Origin of the sequence: Virgibacillus alimentarius (genome assembly GCF_000709085.1) — a bacterium.
Taxonomy (GTDB): Bacteria; Bacillota; Bacilli; order Bacillales; family Amphibacillaceae; genus Virgibacillus_B; species Virgibacillus_B alimentarius.
Window position 1 is genome coordinate 1 of the sequence record NZ_JFBD01000031.1, and the last position, 15,424, is coordinate 15,424.

General features: G+C 35.3%; 18 protein-coding genes. 3 read left to right on the plus strand and 15 right to left on the minus strand.

All coding sequences use genetic code 11. From position 1 onward, the window contains the following. From GZ63_RS0105430 to GZ63_RS0105460, 7 genes are all read right to left on the minus strand, one after another. Positions 1–1,908, minus strand: a 1,908-nt coding sequence (locus GZ63_RS0105430) for a peptidoglycan D,D-transpeptidase FtsI family protein (protein WP_029267631.1), incomplete at its 3' end; no start/stop codon positions are given. Between the two features lie 18 nt (positions 1,909–1,926). After that, positions 1,927–2,298: a cell division protein FtsL gene (gene ftsL / locus GZ63_RS0105435; RefSeq protein WP_029267633.1), complete on the minus strand. Its 372-nt coding sequence runs from the start codon at positions 2,296–2,298 to the stop codon at positions 1,927–1,929. Between the two features lie 8 nt (positions 2,299–2,306). Then, positions 2,307–3,275, minus strand: coding sequence for a 16S rRNA (cytosine(1402)-N(4))-methyltransferase RsmH (gene rsmH / locus GZ63_RS0105440; RefSeq protein ID WP_029267635.1), 969 nt, complete (start codon positions 3,273–3,275; stop codon positions 2,307–2,309). Positions 3,276–3,293: 18 nt separating this feature from the next. Next, positions 3,294–3,725 carry a division/cell wall cluster transcriptional repressor MraZ gene (gene mraZ, locus GZ63_RS0105445; RefSeq protein ID WP_029267636.1) on the minus strand — a complete coding sequence of 144 codons (432 nt, stop codon included), beginning with the start codon at positions 3,723–3,725 and terminating at the stop codon, positions 3,294–3,296. 235 nt (positions 3,726–3,960) lie between these two features. Beyond that, positions 3,961–5,577, minus strand: a complete 1,617-nt coding sequence (bshC, locus tag GZ63_RS0105450; RefSeq protein WP_029267638.1) for a bacillithiol biosynthesis cysteine-adding enzyme BshC — start codon at positions 5,575–5,577, stop codon at positions 3,961–3,963. 115 nt (positions 5,578–5,692) lie between these two features. Beyond that, complete coding sequence (locus GZ63_RS0105455; RefSeq protein WP_029267640.1) at positions 5,693–6,082, minus strand: DUF3397 domain-containing protein; 390 nt, start codon at positions 6,080–6,082, stop codon at positions 5,693–5,695. Beyond that, the gene (locus GZ63_RS0105460; protein ID WP_029267642.1) at positions 6,079–6,960 is read right to left on the minus strand and encodes a 2-dehydropantoate 2-reductase; all 882 of its coding nucleotides are present in this window, start codon (positions 6,958–6,960) and stop codon (positions 6,079–6,081) included. The genes GZ63_RS0105455 and GZ63_RS0105460 overlap by 4 nt, the downstream gene beginning before the upstream one ends. 150 nt (positions 6,961–7,110) lie before the next feature. On the opposite strand from GZ63_RS0105460, the gene GZ63_RS0105465 reads away from it, so the two are divergent. Further along, a complete protein-coding gene (locus GZ63_RS0105465; RefSeq protein ID WP_029267644.1) occupies positions 7,111–7,599 on the plus strand; it encodes an N-acetyltransferase in 489 nt (162 codons plus the stop codon). 60 nt (positions 7,600–7,659) lie between these two features. Here GZ63_RS0105465 and GZ63_RS0105470 read toward each other — a convergent pair whose 3' ends face one another. From GZ63_RS0105470 to GZ63_RS0105480, 3 genes are all read right to left on the minus strand, one after another. Further along, positions 7,660–8,139 carry an RsfA family transcriptional regulator gene (locus tag GZ63_RS0105470; protein ID WP_029267646.1) on the minus strand — a complete coding sequence of 160 codons (480 nt, stop codon included), beginning with the start codon at positions 8,137–8,139 and terminating at the stop codon, positions 7,660–7,662. A gap of 289 nt (positions 8,140–8,428) precedes the next feature. After that, positions 8,429–8,602, minus strand: a complete 174-nt coding sequence (gene rpmF / locus GZ63_RS0105475; protein ID WP_029267647.1) for a 50S ribosomal protein L32 — start codon at positions 8,600–8,602, stop codon at positions 8,429–8,431. A gap of 29 nt (positions 8,603–8,631) precedes the next feature. Beyond that, the gene (locus GZ63_RS0105480; protein ID WP_318842363.1) at positions 8,632–9,147 is read right to left on the minus strand and encodes a YceD family protein; all 516 of its coding nucleotides are present in this window, start codon (positions 9,145–9,147) and stop codon (positions 8,632–8,634) included. A gap of 240 nt (positions 9,148–9,387) precedes the next feature. Between GZ63_RS0105480 and GZ63_RS0105485 the strand changes: the two genes are divergently transcribed. Then, on the plus strand, positions 9,388–10,605 hold the full coding sequence (locus GZ63_RS0105485; protein ID WP_029267650.1) for a nucleotidyltransferase: 1,218 nt from the start codon (positions 9,388–9,390) through the stop codon (positions 10,603–10,605). Between the two features lie 9 nt (positions 10,606–10,614). Here the strand turns inward: GZ63_RS0105485 and GZ63_RS0105490 are convergent, their stop codons facing one another. Next, positions 10,615–11,637: a SepM family pheromone-processing serine protease gene (locus GZ63_RS0105490; RefSeq protein WP_029267652.1), complete on the minus strand. Its 1,023-nt coding sequence runs from the start codon at positions 11,635–11,637 to the stop codon at positions 10,615–10,617. Positions 11,638–11,959: 322 nt separating this feature from the next. Between GZ63_RS0105490 and ylbJ the strand changes: the two genes are divergently transcribed. Beyond that, the gene (ylbJ, locus tag GZ63_RS0105495; RefSeq protein ID WP_029267654.1) at positions 11,960–13,165 is read left to right on the plus strand and encodes a sporulation integral membrane protein YlbJ; all 1,206 of its coding nucleotides are present in this window, start codon (positions 11,960–11,962) and stop codon (positions 13,163–13,165) included. A 52-nt stretch (positions 13,166–13,217) separates the two neighbouring features. Here the strand turns inward: ylbJ and coaD are convergent, their stop codons facing one another. From coaD to GZ63_RS0105520, 4 genes are all read right to left on the minus strand, one after another. Next, positions 13,218–13,697 (minus strand): pantetheine-phosphate adenylyltransferase, encoded by a 480-nt coding sequence (gene coaD, locus GZ63_RS0105500; RefSeq protein ID WP_029267656.1) that lies wholly within the window; start codon positions 13,695–13,697, stop codon positions 13,218–13,220. A gap of 19 nt (positions 13,698–13,716) precedes the next feature. Then, positions 13,717–14,271, minus strand: a complete 555-nt coding sequence (gene rsmD, locus GZ63_RS0105505; protein WP_029267659.1) for a 16S rRNA (guanine(966)-N(2))-methyltransferase RsmD — start codon at positions 14,269–14,271, stop codon at positions 13,717–13,719. A gap of 312 nt (positions 14,272–14,583) precedes the next feature. Continuing rightward, positions 14,584–14,865 (minus strand): YlbG family protein, encoded by a 282-nt coding sequence (locus GZ63_RS0105515; RefSeq protein ID WP_029267663.1) that lies wholly within the window; start codon positions 14,863–14,865, stop codon positions 14,584–14,586. A gap of 66 nt (positions 14,866–14,931) precedes the next feature. Continuing rightward, on the minus strand, positions 14,932–15,369 hold the full coding sequence (locus tag GZ63_RS0105520; protein ID WP_029267664.1) for a YlbF family regulator: 438 nt from the start codon (positions 15,367–15,369) through the stop codon (positions 14,932–14,934). Positions 15,370–15,424 lie beyond the last annotated feature (55 nt).

Here is a 15,424-nt window from a genome sequence, read left to right on the forward strand (position 1 = left end):
TTTTTTACCTGTTCCTATTATCGTTGGTTTTAACCCTTTTTTCTTTAACAATTTTTTCGCTTCATTAGCATTTTCTCCAATTAATTCCGGAACTTTAATACGATCTACAGGTTCATTAGAATCTTTGTCAGGATTTACATCTAAATAATGTAAACTATTTTCCATCACATTTTTAAAGATAAAAGAGACTGGTGTTGAGCCAGGGGCATAACCGTCATCTGTCTCTAAGTCAGGCTGTGTTACAGATACATACATCATCAATCTAGGATCATCTTTAGGTGCCATTCCTAAAAATGAAAAAGTGTTATTTCCAACACCTGTAAGATATCCAGGTTTATCAGGGTCTGGAATTTGTGCCGTACCTGTTTTTCCTGCTACCGTATAATCATCCAGATGATACATTTTTCCTGTTCCGTTTTCAGAACTGACTACAGATTCAAGTAAGTCCATCACCTGATCGGAGGTTTCTTTGGATATTGGTTGTCCAACAACATTTGGTGATTTTTCTTTGAGAACTTTCTCTGTATCTGGATCTACAATTTTTTTAATTACATAGGGTTGAAGCATTTTTCCATCATTTGCAATTGCTGTAGCAGCTTTTAATTGTTGAATTGGAGTTACCGTACTCCCTTGCCCAAAAGCAGTTGTTATTTTTTCCAGTGGCCAATTATATAACAATTGCCCGCTTACTTCATTTGGTAAATCGATATTCGTTTCTTCATCAAAATCAAAGCCCCTTAGATATTCTAGAAACGTTTCGGGACCAACCTTTTCCCAGGCAAGTTTCGCTGCTGCAACATTTGATGAGCGTGCGAATCCTTCATCATATGTGATTTTCCCCCATCCATTACCGCCATTATGATCAGCAATCGGAGTTATTCTATCGTTTACTTTGTATTTACCGGATTTAAACGTTTCCTCTCCGTTGTAAACACCTTCCTCAATTGCGGCAGCCCATGTAAACATTTTTACAGTCGAGCCTGGTTCAAATGGGTTTGAAATAACGTCATTATACCAGTTCTTAACATTCGAAGGATTGTTTGGATTATAGCTTGGGCGATTACCCATTGCTATAATTTCTCCTGTTTTAGGGTTCATGACAACTGCTGTAATTCGTTTCGGTTTGTATTCTTTACGAACTTGTGACATGACATCTTCCAATAAGGTTTGGATTTTTTGATCAATTGTTAAATAAATGTCATCTCCATTTTCAGGCTTCTGGATGACTTCATTCGGATCTAGCAATTTTTTATTATATTTATCACGCTGATAAGATATATGTCCATCTTTCCCACCTAAAACATCATTCATTTCTTTTTCTATACCTGCAAGCCCTGTAATTTTCCCATCTTTTTTTTGAGCAAATCCCAGAATATGAGAGGCGAATAGTCCATTTGGATAATATCGAATTGCTTCTTTCTTAAATTTGATTCCAGGTATTTCTAGTTCCCCTATTTCATCTTTTGTTTGTTGTGATAATTCTTTACCAGCTTCACCGAATTCTACTTGAAATTTTCCCTCTTCGATTCCGTCCTCAAGCCGCCCGTAAATTTCTTCTTCGTCCATATCCAAGAATGGTGCTAATGACGATGCTGTTTTTTCCGGATCTTTCACATGCTTAAGTTCATCGGAATCACCAGTATAAGCCTCATCTAGAATAGCATAAATGCGGAATGTTGGCCGATCATAAGCTAGGGTCATATTATTACTATCAAAGATTTTTCCTCTTTCAGCATGTAAAGTATAAGACGAAGTTCTTTTTTCCTTAGCCCATTCTTCCAAGGATACATTGTCGATTACACCCACTGCTTGTATATAGATAAATCTCCCCATTATGACCAAGAAGGTTCCAACAAAAATCAACGTCAAAATTCCTGTCATGAAGTGGGTTGTTTTGTTTTTCCTCATGCTACAAGGCCCCTTGATCTAGTTGTTATATGCACTTGCTTTTTTTACATTAGCATCTTGGATTTTTAAGCCATTTTCCTTCGCTATTTTCGTGATTCTTTCCGGTCTACTTAATTCTTTCATTTCATATAATAGGCCTTCATTTGTAACCTGTTGGCTTTGAACTTTGTTTTCCAAATTTTGCAACTCTCTATTCAGTTTATCAGTGGAAGCCGAATAAGAAACCGTATAAATACCAGCACAAATTAAACATGCTCCAACTACAGAATATAAAACTTTTTCACCTTTCGTAATCCAACTTTTTTTACGTACTTTTACTGTAACCTGTTTTTCCTTTGGTGATTGCGTTGTATACGTCTGCTGCCAATTTCTAGCATGATTTGCGTTCATTATTTTTTTCACCCTTCCACATTAGTAAATTTTTCATCCCATGTATGTACTTTTTCAACAATACGCAATTTAGCAGATCGCGATCTGCGATTTTGTTTTAATTCTTCGTCACTAGGACTGATTGGTTTTCTAGTGATTCGTTTAAAAGGAGCTTCATTTTCCTGAGGAATAATAGGTAAATTTTTTGGGGTTTCTTTTGGTGTACTCCATTTTTTAAATGCTTGCTTGCATATTCGGTCTTCGAGCGAATGAAAAGTAATAACGGCAATACGGCCATTAATATCAATCACCCTTGCTGCTTGGTGAAGCGCATCATTAAATACTGCTAGTTCATCATTTACAGCAATTCTTATTGCCTGAAAAATCCGTTTTGCTGGATGGCCTCCTTTACGCCGTGCTGGCGCAGGAATTGCATCTTTTATAATATCCACTAATTCATGTGTAGTTTCTATTTTTTTAGCGTTTCGGTAAGACTCTATTTTCCTAGCAATCTGTTTAGAAAATTTTTCTTCTCCATATTTAAAAAATATAGAAACCAATTGCTGATAGGTCCATGTATTAACGATTTTATATGCACTTAAATTTTGCGTTTGGTTCATTCGCATATCAAGCAATGCATCATGTTGATAGCTAAAGCCCCTTTCACCTTTATCAAGTTGCGGGGATGAAACACCAAGATCAAACAATATTCCATCTACACGCTTGATCCCTTTGTCATTTAATTCCTGCTCTAAACTGCGGAAATTTTTATTAATAAATTGTACTCGGTCATCATATTTTCTTAATTTTTGTTTGGCTGCCTCTAATGCATTGATATCTTGATCAAATGCTACAAGCAATCCACTTTGGTCTAATTTAGATGCAATTTGTTCTGCATGTCCCCCACCACCAACCGTACAATCTACATACGTACCGTCAGGTTTGATAGATAGACCATCAATTGTTTCATTTTTTAGTACACTATAATGTTCAAACATTCATACACCCACTTTTTATCAAATATCGAAATCTAGCAAGTTTTCAGCAATTTCCCCAAACGAATCTTCAGAGTCATTAAAGTACTCTTCCCAACTATCGTTTGCCCAGAATTCAACCCGGTTAGAAACACCAATAACTGCACACTCCTTTTCCAAATCCGCATATTTTCTTAACGGCTGCGGAATATTTATTCTTCCCTGTTTATCAACTTCACATTCAACTGCACCAGAAAAGAAAAAACGAGTGAATGCTCTTGCATCTTTTTTAGTAAGTGGGAGTTTTTTTAATTTTTCTTCTAAAAGTTTCCATTCCTCCATTGGATAAGCGAACAGACACTTGTCCAGTCCACGGGTAACAACAAAGTTTTCTCCAAGTTCACTGCGAAACTTGGCTGGGACTATTATTCTTCCCTTTGTGTCAATGTTGTGTTGGAATTCACCCATAAACATATAGTTCGCCCCACTTTCTTGTATTCATGTTACCACATCTCTCCACATTTCACCACTGTATTTTTAATCAAATATAAAATGCCAAAAAATAACAGGATTATTAACTTGTGTAAGGGAGTATAGTAATTAAAAAAAGCGACTGTGGACCATTGCCACAATCGCTTTTTTTATTATTAAATAAATTTAGCTTTCGAAAAGATCATTTTTAGGTTTTGGTGGGGAAAAGTGGGTGCTATTATATATGAATAATGAAATGCTCTTTTTCAAATGAGCATGCTTCACCTGTTAATTGTTTAATAAAATACACTCCACACTTATTCCATAAAGGTAATAAATTCCATATCCGCTCTTGCAATCCTCCGGAAGGGTGTAGCGTATTGTGTAAACGATCAAATTCTGCTAATTCCTGCGCATATTTAGCCTCTAATACGTTGACCATCCGTTTTTTTAAATAATCCACATTTGCTTGTAAATAATATAAATTTTTAGCTGCTAGTTCTCCTAGATCTGATTGCATTTCTTGTGCAACATTTCTTAATGGTAGATGTACTTTTTCAATCTCCAATTTAATTTCGTCTGCCATTTGCTCTATTGGAGGACTTTGCTTAGCCTCTAACCAATTTTGCTTTAAATCATCTATTCCGCTTTCAATGACGCGGGTATCGGAGATTTCATATTTGGCTAATAGTTTACTTACACTTTTATCTATAAAAGTAAATGATAGACGAGGTAACACTGGCGGCATTTTTAAGTTAACAGCTCGAAATGCAGGTTTTAATACCGACCAATAACTGATTTCCCCGTTTCCACCAATAAATGCTAAAGTAGGAAATAATAGCTCCTGCATTATCGGACGTGTAACAACATTATTGCTTAGTAGATCGGGGGTGTTTTTTGCAACGTTAAGTAATTCTTCTGTTGTTAATTCAACTTCATCCTGTTTCCCTCTCCAAGCCCCATTTTCATTTCGAGTAAGCAATACCCGCTCCTGATTTTGATGGTAGAAAAGATGTGCGTCATGAGGTCCTAGATCTAGCGGAAGCGAGTATCCTTCTTGTTTTAGTTGTTGGTAAGCTGTATATACGCCAGAAGTTATTTCAGATTGTTTATGAATTAGCTCTACAAAGTGCTCCGTTTCTAAATGACGTACTTTTGGGTGCCCAGAGTCAATTAATACCAATCCTTCTTGATTAAATATCTGATAAATAACCCGTGCAAAAAAGTCAACATAGGTTTTCGACAGGTACAAACAGTCCTTCACTGCAGTATATAGGTCTTTCGTATACGCTGTTTCTTGAAGCTGCACAAATAATTGATTGATCCATTTGGTTGCCTCTTCTTTATCCAGATCAATAGTCGAGATGGAGCGCTTTTCTTTCGTACGCTGTCGCAATTTATGTTTTTTCATTTCTGTTTTATCTGGTAAATAGACATGGTTAATCTCATCAAAGTCATGATCTTCACCTGCTATCCAAAATACTGGAATAACAGGGATGTTTAAATGTTCTTCCTGCTGTTTAGCGAACTGGATAATTGAAATGATTTTATTTATTGTATAAAGTGGCCCTGTTAATAATCCTGCTTGTTGACCCCCAATCACAACAACACTTTCCTCATTGTTTAATCTTTCTATATTATGATGTGTCGTATCAGGAGCATCCCATTGCTGGTTTATCGTATGTAATACATTTATTAAATGCTCCCGGTTAAATGAACGGCTTTTTAAATCTTTGACCCTCTGTTCATAGTTTTGAAATGGAGGATAATCAAAATGATTCCTAATAGTTCCTGTATTATTGCGATAATCATGTATTAATTTGCTTTGGTTTAACTGCATAGGGTCAATCCGCATAGAACACATACTCCTTTAATTTATAATATCCATTTTGTATTGTACATAAAAGAATATAATATTTCATGTAATCTGTTTGATGGATAAGTTCATCTGAAGACTATTTTTTGGCAGTTTAATCAAAAAACATCCCCTGTGAAACTCCTATAAAAAATAAACAAATATACATCATTAAAAAGAATAAAAAGCTCATTCGCCAAACGAGTTTAATTGCTTTAGAAAAATTCACCTCATTTTTTACCTTCCACTGATTAATTACGATTATTGTAAATAAAAGTAAAAAACAAAGAAGGACGATCCCCACTACTTGCTGATTAAAAATGATACGTATTAATATTAGGTCGGCAATAATATATAAAAGACATGACCAATGAACTGCAAAATGTAGCGCTTTTAACTTGTGGAAAGAAAATTTCAAAGCGCCCCAATACATGATGAGCGTTACAATCATTGGGAAAGTGATCATTCCAGCAATAAAATATACGATAACATCAACGAGTATCATTGATCAATCTCCTTTTCGCGTTCAAGTGCACGAATACCGTCATATACAAACGTACTATATGGTAGATGGGATGTATGGTCACATTGATTGATAATATAACCTGTAATTGCTTCAATCTCTGTTTTTTGTTTCCCTTTGATATCCTTTAACATAGAGGAAGTATTTTTCCTAGTATTTTCTGCTATTGATTGCACACGATTCCATTGTTTTAGAAAATCCATTTTTAAAACCATAGCTGCTTCCATGCATAACACTTTAGCAATTTGATTGATAAACGGATTATCTATAATTGCTCCATTTCTGACATGCAATAAAGCGGTAAGCGGATTAATCACTGCATTGACAATTAACTTTTCATGTAATAGCCGTCTCCAATCCGCTTCCTTCTGTACTGGAAAACAACATTGATCGAATTGTTCTACTAGTGTTTCTAAGTGTACGTTTCCCTTTTGAAAGACAGCCAATCTTATTAATCCTTTCCCTGTATGCTGAACATAATTATCTGTTTTCCGTAACGCACCATGTTCAACGACACCGACGAAAATGGGGTTATCCATATCAAGAAGTTCGATATGTCCCATTCCATTTTGTAGGAAAATGAAAGGAGTATCTGTCTTTTGCATTTTTATTTTTGTTAAAATAGTAGAAATCTGGGATTGTTTTACACAAATGATCAAACAATCTTCCTGTTGTAATTCGTCTAACAGTAAAGCTTTAACTGGACGTGGTTTAGAACTTTCTGCTGTAAATAAACCGTCATCATTGATTTTTTGTTTTTGCTCTTTACGTCTGCAATAAATAGTGACCTCATGTTCCTTATATAGATAGCCGCTGACTAATAGCCCGATGGAACCACCGCCAACTATACCTACTTTCATTTATCACTCACTCCCCCTTTTTGCTCTTCATCTTGTTCAGAGCATTTATCCATTGAATAATCGCTTTCCGTCATTTCATTCTAGTACTGTTTATATTATAATAAAAGAAGCATATCATAATTTATTAGGAACATCGAAGGGGGCATTTTTATGGAAAATATTAAAGTTGAAAATCTTCTCATAAACTATAAGACGTTAGAAGCATTTAAACGCTTTAAGGCGTACGGAAATCAGGAGCTCTCCATGTTAGAAGACTTAGAAAGTAATATTGTTGAAAACAATAGTAAATCGCCTTTTTATGGAATTTACTATGGTGACAATCTTGTTGCCAGGATGAGTCTTTACCAAATTAAGAAAAAATATGATTTTTATTTTGATCCACCGCAAGATTATATGGCCTTATGGAAGCTGGAGGTTCTGCCTGATTACAGGGAAAAAGGCTATGGGACAGCATTAGTTGATTATGCAAAAAGTTATCAATTGCCAATCAAAACAAATCCCCGAATCAATTCCCATGGATTTTGGGAAACACTTGGATTTCAAAAGGCACATTATGAAATGGAAAGAGATTTGGGAGAAAATCCACTTATCTGGCTTCCGAAGGGAGTTCAAGAAAAAGAAGTAGCGAAAGAGCAATAATCGATTTTTTTTAACTCTAAAAGCCATGAATGATTTATGCTTGCATTCATGGCTTTTAACTTACACATGATTATTCTTTTTTACCCAATTCCACAAATTCCCCATTTCCGTCCACGCATCATCATATCGTGTCAGCTGCTCTTTTAGTTGTGCATTTTCGCTTTTTAAATGCTCAAGAAGTTTTTCTTGTTCTATTTGATGCTTATTGGTCGTATCTATATAATCATTTTTCATTTTTTCTAATAATAAAATTGCTGTATCTATTGAACTTCTATCTTGATTTGTGTTAAAACCTTCATTTTGCAACTGATTTGAACCATCTCTTCTTTCTTTTTTCGCAAGCGTAATTGCATCCTGGTATTGCTTGCGTATTGTGGCATTCCAACGGAATCCGCATGCTGCGGATGTGCGGGATAGTTGTTTTGCTACTTCTTTAAACGCTTCCAATTGCGTTTTCCCCTCACTAATATAACGGAGTACCGTTTCAGCTAGAAGCAGATCTTCATCATTTGACCATGCATCTTGACGCGTTACATTCATAACACCCCTCCTAATGTATTTGCTATCAATATATGCAAATACTAGGAGAGGTAGAATCGCAGTTTAAAATTTTATAAGGAATCACAGTCTCTTTGTTTTATCAATCACCTTAAGGTAGTTGGAATGATCGGAAATGTTTTAGTAGATACAATTTTTTCTGAGGATTTATGTTGGTAGTCTGTTAATAGAAGATCGAAAGGGAGTAAATGAAAGGGATGCTTCTTTTTAGGAAGGTATTATCAATAAAAAAAGCAGATCACCTCTTCTACAGTGATCCGCGTTTTATCAATTATCTATTTACTACTTCTTTCCCATCATAATGTCCACAAGCTTTACATACATGGTGTGGCTTTGTTAGTTCTCCACAATTTGAACACTCAACCATGCCAGGTACGTGTAATTTTTTATGCGTACGACGTTGATTTTTTACTTTTTTAGAAGTTCTTCTCTTTGGTACTGCCATGACTTACACCTCCTTTATTTAATCTTTTCCTATTTCTCTTTCTTGTTATCTTCAAAAAAAGACTGCAACTTTTTAAGACGTGGATCGATTGACTCTTTTTTAGTTTTCTCTGTAGCCAACTCCCAGCCTTCCCCTTTTAAAGGGGTGTTTTTGTGAGCCTCTTTATCATCAGAAAATACACGAAAAGGAATCTCCAATAAAATATTTTCCTTTATATATGGGGTTAAGTCAAGTACTTCCCCTTCTACAAAATGTATCTCATTTTCCTCTTCTTCTTCGCCATAATAAGGAGAGATGGAAAATACTTCGTCAGCCTTGATCTCAAAAGGATATGGCACGTCCACTAATGTACGGGCACAAGGTAGTATCATTTCCCCACTTATCGTCATGGAAAAAATGATCTCATCTCCTTCAAGTATACAGTTTCCACATACACGAACGCTTTTTAATTTTCGTATATCATTATCCATTGTTTCCAATTCTGAAACATCAACCTTTTCATCAAAGGCAAAAGGTTGTTGCGCAGCATTTTTTTTTAATTTCACCAATTGTAAATTTCATTATGATCACCTCTGGGCAACAAGAGTTATTTTAAAAGGAAAATGGTTTTTTGTCAACATATTTTCTTTACAGATTATAAAATTATGCTATTCATACCGCCTACTACTAAGATTCCCATTGGGTATACAAATAATCCGTTTAACCTAATCTTTTATGGCGCGATGCGATGAAGCTTATTTTTTGGTACAATAAACTAAATTAATCATACTATAGGAGTTGTTTTTGTGAAAGCATGCGGTCTAATCGTTGAATATAATCCATTCCACCACGGACATGTCTATCATATCCAAAAGGCGAAGGAAGTATCCCGAGCTGACTGTATCATTGCTGTTATGAGCGGCTCATTCCTCCAAAGGGGAGAACCAGCAATCATTGATAAATTTCATCGAACCAAAGCTGCTTTACAATCTGGTATTGATATTGTATTAGAACTGCCGTATCCATATGCAGTCCAGAGCAGTGACTTATTTGCAAAAGGTTCGGTTTTAACATTGGATCAATTAGGTGTTTCCAATATCTGTTTTGGCAGTGAATCTGGTAATGTATCTCATTTTATAACAACGTTTGAAAAATATAAAGAAAAGGAAACTATTTATAAAAGTACACTTCATCACCATCTAAAGCAAGGCACTTCTTTTCCTGAAGCTAGTAAAAAAGCATATCAAAAGATTGGATTAACTAGTGGACAAATGGATCTATCTAGGCCGAATAACATTTTAGGGTTTAGCTATGTAAAAACCGTTCTAGAGTATTGTTTACCTATAAAACCTTTAACAATCAAACGGACAAGCAGCAACTACCATGATGAATCGATAACAAGTGAGATTGCAAGTGCAACAAGTATTCGTAAACAATTATTTCAAGAAAATGATATTTCCCCTGAGACATCTGCTGCTATTCCAGATGAAACGATTACCCAATTGAAAAACTATAAAAATAAGGCAGCTCTCTGGCACACATGGGAAAATTATTTTCCCCTTGTTCATTATCGTGTATTAACAATGTCATTGGAAGAATTAGCTCAGATACATGGTGTTGAAGAAGGTCTTGAATATCGGATTAAAAAAACAGCCAAAACGGCAACCTCGTTTATAAATTGGATGAAACAGATCAAAACTAAACGATACACCTGGACACGTTTGCAACGAATTTTTGCTCATCTTTTAACAAACACAAAAAAAGCAGATATCCAATCTGTTGTTTCATCTAATTCCGTTCCATATGTGCGTGTGTTAGGTTTAACCAAAAATGGCCAGGCCTATTTACATACAATTAAAAAGAACATGAATGTACCAATTGTTTTTTCATTAGCTCATGGTCACATGCAACCCATGCTGGCGATGGAGGAAAAAGCGACTCATGCGTATTACAGTGTTGTACCACCAAATCATAGAGCATTGTTATTTAAACAGGAATTACAAGCACCTATAAGAATGAAATAAAGCAGGGAGCTATTTTTTTGGCTCCTGCTTTTTTAAGTAATCCAAAGCTCCATCAAATGTATCAACCGGTACCACTTTCATGTCTGTACCAATTTCCTCGGCTGTTTCTTTTGCAACTTGATAATTGGAATCGTCAGCACCTTCTTCATTTGGAGCAAAAAAGATGTCACAGCCTTCTCGATCCGCAGCAACTACTTTTTTATCAATTCCCCCGATTCGCAGTACGTTTCCTTCATAGTCTACTTCTCCAGTTCCAGCGATTTGATAGCCTTTTGTTAAGTCCTCCTCTGTTAACTGGTCATAGATTTCAAGTGAAAACATTAACCCAGCACTAGGTCCTCCAATTTCTCCACTGGAAAATTGCACTTCGGGATCAACTTGAACATTTCGGTCTGTGACTAACTGAATACCGAGTCCTACTTTTTCTTGATCTTTAAACTTCTCAAGCTTAACATCTTTTGATAGTTGCTTCCCATCCCGTTCTATATCAAGCGTAATTGTATCTCCTACATTTTTACTTTCAACATAAGTAATTAAGTCATCTGTTTCTTCAATGTTCTTGCCATCGATCCCAGTAACATGATCTCCTATTTTTAAAATTCCTTCAGCTGGCATCCCTTGGATAACTCCTGCAATAAATACGCCCTCATACGTAATGGTAATATCGGCACCAGCCGCCTTGTAACCAACTACTTCTGAAGCCTCTTGTGAACTTTCCATCATTTGTAATTGGGCATGCATATATTCATCCTCAGAAATTCCTTTAGGTCGGACTTTCTCAAGTGGCAATACTTCATGATGTGCTAAAAACTTTGCCCATAAATATTGTATAGGAGTCGCCTGTCCGCCACTTACCGTTACAAGATGCATATCTCCTTCACTTTCAAAGCCCCCTTCTACCTCAACGATAGGATTTAATGGGTCAGCACCACCAGGTTTATAAATATAGTAAGGCAATTTAAATGCAGCTAAAAAATAAGCTAACAAAACTACAATAATTAAATAAAGGAGATGCCGTTTCGTATATCTCATGATAAAGCTCCTTCCAAATTACAAAATAACTGTTAATGTCTATTCTTTGCAAATGAACATGATATTTCCCAAGTTTTATTTAAACTGTGGCATAAACAAGCACTACACTTACGTATATTGATATAGACTAGTTAAAGTTTATTCAAAAATTCAGTGAGTGATGAATTCTTTCATGTTACTCCCTTCTTCTTCTTTACTTTTGAAAGTTATGACACCTAAGTATGTCTACCATAAATGATTATTTATTAGTATCAGATAAAATCATTCTACTACTATCAAAAAAAGAAGTACAGAATGGTCTCACATTTTAGGGGGCTTTCTATTGAGACAAATAATAAAAACAATATCATTAGCATCTATTACCATTTTCTTTACAAGTTCATTGATAATATTTCCGGACCAAGCATTTGAAGCAAGCATACGCGGTTTAAATATGTGGCTGGAAATTGTTTTCCCGTCCCTTCTTCCTTTCTTTATAGCCGCTGAATTATTAATTGGTTTCGGTGTGGTCAAATTCCTTGGGGTTCTTTTTGAACCAATTATGCGCCCCCTCTTTAATGTACCTGGAGCAGGCGGGTTTGCTTGGGTGATGGGAATGGCCAGTGGATATCCTTCAGGTGCCAAGATTTCTGTGCGACTCCGCGAAAAAAATCAGCTTAGTCAAATTGAAGCAGAACGACTTCTATCTTTTACAAATGCTTCAAGCCCTCTTTTTATATTTGGGGCATTATCAATAGGTTTTTTGCATGATGCCAAACTTGGTATCGTATTAGCCGTAAGCCATTATCTCGGTAATGCACTGGTAGGAATATGTATGAGATTTTATGGGAAAACAACAAAAGAAAACAAAGAGGTTAAACAAAAATCGTATTTCATTCGTGCATTTAAAGAAATGCATAAAACACGATTAGAAGATACTCGTCCATTTGGTAAGGTTGTCGGGGATGCTGTCGTTCATTCCATCCAGACATTGGTAATGATTGGGGGTTTTATTATTCTGTTTTCGGTATTTACAAAATTATTATTTTTAATTGGTTTATCACCGATCATTGCTAAAGTTTTTAAAGTCCTTTTAGTTATACTTGGACTTCCAGCTGATCTGGCATTGCCATTCTTTTCAGGATTATTTGAAATTACTTTAGGTGCCCAAATGATTTCACAACTAGCTACAGATGGTGTATTAGCGAAAATAGTAATTATTAGTTTCATATTAGGATTCAACGGTTTTTCCGTTCAAGCACAAGTTGCCAGCATTATTGCAAAAACGGATATTCGCTTCGCCCCGTACTTTTTTGCCCGTCTTTTACATGGTTTATTTGCAAGCATTTTATGTATTTTATTATTTAAACCTTTATATTTAAACAGACAAGCTTTTGAAAGAGAAGATATACCCGTTTTGCAAGATGTACATGAAAATAATTGGCAAATCGCCTTAGACATCTTAAAACAAATCGGCCCAGTTGTAACGATATTCTTTTTAGGTGTAGCTGGTTTCCTATTGTACAAACGTCAATTAAAAACGAAGTAAGCATTTAAAGAAAAGATGTTGCATAATTAAATGATCAGCAACATCTTTTTTCCTATTTATATTTTTGAATCAATGCTTTTTCTACTTCCTTAGGGACTAAATCGCTTACATCAGCATTGTATTTGGCTACTTCTTTAACCATACTAGAACTCAAGAATGAATATTGATTATTTGTCATCATAAAAAAAGTTTCGATATTTTCATCTAGTTTTCTATTCATGGAAGTGATTTGCATCTCATATTCAAAATCACTAACAGCTCTTAACCCCCGTAAAATTACCTGCGCATTTTGCTCTTTAGCATAGTCAATTAATAAACCAGCATTCGAATCAATTGTGACATTAGGTAAATCTTTTGTAACTTCTTCCAGCAAGTGTATTCTTTCTTTCACTGAGAACAGCGGCGATTTGGATTGGTTATTAAACACTGCAACAATGATATGATCAAAAATTCGGGCTCCACGTTGAATAATATCTAAATGTCCATTTGTAACTGGATCAAAGCTTCCAGGACAAATTGCTAACTTAGTCAATGAAAAGCGCTCCCTTCCCTTAAATATGTTTAAAAATTGTAATTCCAATCGTGCTTCCGTAATTCGCTTGTTTTATTACGTTCAAATGCTCATGGTGAAGCGGTATTTTTTCAGATGGATGATGTTCACAATACATCATTCCATTTTCTGCGAGTAAATCAAGTTGCATTATTTGATGGATCAGTGATTCATAATTCATTTTTTTATACGGAGGGTCTAGGAAAATCAAATCAAATTGCAATTTTCTTTTTGCCGCTGCCTGAATCGCCCGGAAAGCATCTGTACGAAATACTTCAGCTTTATTCTCTATTTTCAATAATTTTAGATTTTCGTAAATTGTATGTACTGCGGATGACTGTTTATCTACGAATACGATCTGCTCTATCCCCCTGCTGAGAGCCTCAATTCCTAAAGCACCGCTTCCGGCAAATAAATCAAGACAAGTCCCACCGCTGAAGTATGGCCCAATCATTTGAAAGACAGCCTCTTTCACTTTGTCTGTAGTAGGTCTTGTTGTTTTACCTGGAACGGACTTCATTTGTCTTCCTTTCAGTTCACCTGCAATTACTCGCATTTCATCACCTCGACTATGACACTGTTCGACATTAATCCTACCATAAAAAAGGATAACAAAAAACTACAAAAAAAGGTATATAATTTTTTTATTTGTACATAATATCATAGTGAGACAGCTAATGCTTTGCTTGGTTGTTTAAAACTCGGAGAGAACTTATACTTCCCCATAAGTTCTATCTCCGGTTTCTCCTCTCCCTTTATCTTTTTGTTTAATAAAAACAAAAAGAACCTGCAGATATATTGATCTGCAGTGTTTTTTATGCATGAGATAAAAACCTTTATGAATACCGTTATGTATGTTATAAAGGTCTTAAATCCCCATTTTATATTCATAATCATACTGTTTTGCCTTATCTGGTTTCGAATTTTCATAGTTGGTTCGAACAAAAGGCTTATAAGAGGTTTCAACTTTCGATATAAAAGAATGCTTCATTAACTTTTTTTGAATATCCTCTAATTCATCTTGATCAACATAAAGGACAGCATACTTTAATTTTTTTGAACGATAAATTAAATGTCCATAGCGTTTTATTTGCTTAAGGTTTTTCATTTGTTGAAACCAAACAATCAATCCTTGACGGTTTGTTCTCATTGTTTGTCCTCACTTACATTTTATTGATGTGTATTATATCAAAATAAAATTCCTTCTTCAATACGTTTATGAAGCGCAGCCACATCCACCGCCGCTTCCGCATCCGCATCCACCATCACTTAGTGCAGCACCGTCTTTAGGTGCCTTGACCTGCTCACTTACACTCAATGCAACATATTGACTAATTTCATCTAATAACTTTTGCAAATTCCGTTCTGCAATTTTAAAGGTAGCTACTTTATCATTCATATCCATAGCACGTTTTGTTTTGCGCACATTTTTCATAACTTCATTAAAATCAGGATGATATCTGCCAAAACGCTGCACATCCTCATAATGTTCCTTTATATCTATAAAAGCTTGGATAAGCTGTTGTGCCTCTTTATCCTCTTCTAATTGTTTACGAGTTTGCCTATATTTTTGCATAACGTCAGATTGTAAAATCATTTTTCCTAACTGCTCAGAGTAATCAAGTATATCTACATATTCCATTGTAGCTATCAAAATATCCACCTCCAACACCATCTTATCATTTAATGAACTGCTTTGAAAATGGTAA

What these genes read in the sequence shown, in the direction of transcription:
- rpmF (WP_029267647.1), bottom strand. Translation starts at nt 8,602, where the DNA reads ATGGCAGTACCAAAGAGAAGAACTTCTAAAAAAGTAAAAAATCAACGT.
- GZ63_RS0105465 (WP_029267644.1), top strand. Translation starts at nt 7,111, where the DNA reads ATGGAAAATATTAAAGTTGAAAATCTTCTCATAAACTATAAGACGTTA.
- GZ63_RS0105515 (WP_029267663.1), bottom strand. Translation starts at nt 14,865, where the DNA reads ATGAGAACAAACCGTCAAGGATTGATTGTTTGGTTTCAACAAATGAAA.
- bshC (WP_029267638.1), bottom strand. Translation starts at nt 5,577, where the DNA reads ATGCGGATTGACCCTATGCAGTTAAACCAAAGCAAATTAATACATGAT.
- GZ63_RS0105460 (WP_029267642.1), bottom strand. Translation starts at nt 6,960, where the DNA reads ATGAAAGTAGGTATAGTTGGCGGTGGTTCCATCGGGCTATTAGTCAGC.
- rsmH (WP_029267635.1), bottom strand. Translation starts at nt 3,275, where the DNA reads ATGTTTGAACATTATAGTGTACTAAAAAATGAAACAATTGATGGTCTA.
- GZ63_RS0105455 (WP_029267640.1), bottom strand. Translation starts at nt 6,082, where the DNA reads ATGATACTCGTTGATGTTATCGTATATTTTATTGCTGGAATGATCACT.
- ftsL (WP_029267633.1), bottom strand. Translation starts at nt 2,298, where the DNA reads ATGAACGCAAATCATGCTAGAAATTGGCAGCAGACGTATACAACGCAA.
- GZ63_RS0105490 (WP_029267652.1), bottom strand. Translation starts at nt 11,637, where the DNA reads ATGAGATATACGAAACGGCATCTCCTTTATTTAATTATTGTAGTTTTG.
- rsmD (WP_029267659.1), bottom strand. Translation starts at nt 14,271, where the DNA reads ATGCGAGTAATTGCAGGTGAACTGAAAGGAAGACAAATGAAGTCCGTT.
- mraZ (WP_029267636.1), bottom strand. Translation starts at nt 3,725, where the DNA reads ATGTTTATGGGTGAATTCCAACACAACATTGACACAAAGGGAAGAATA.
- GZ63_RS0105470 (WP_029267646.1), bottom strand. Translation starts at nt 8,139, where the DNA reads ATGAATGTAACGCGTCAAGATGCATGGTCAAATGATGAAGATCTGCTT.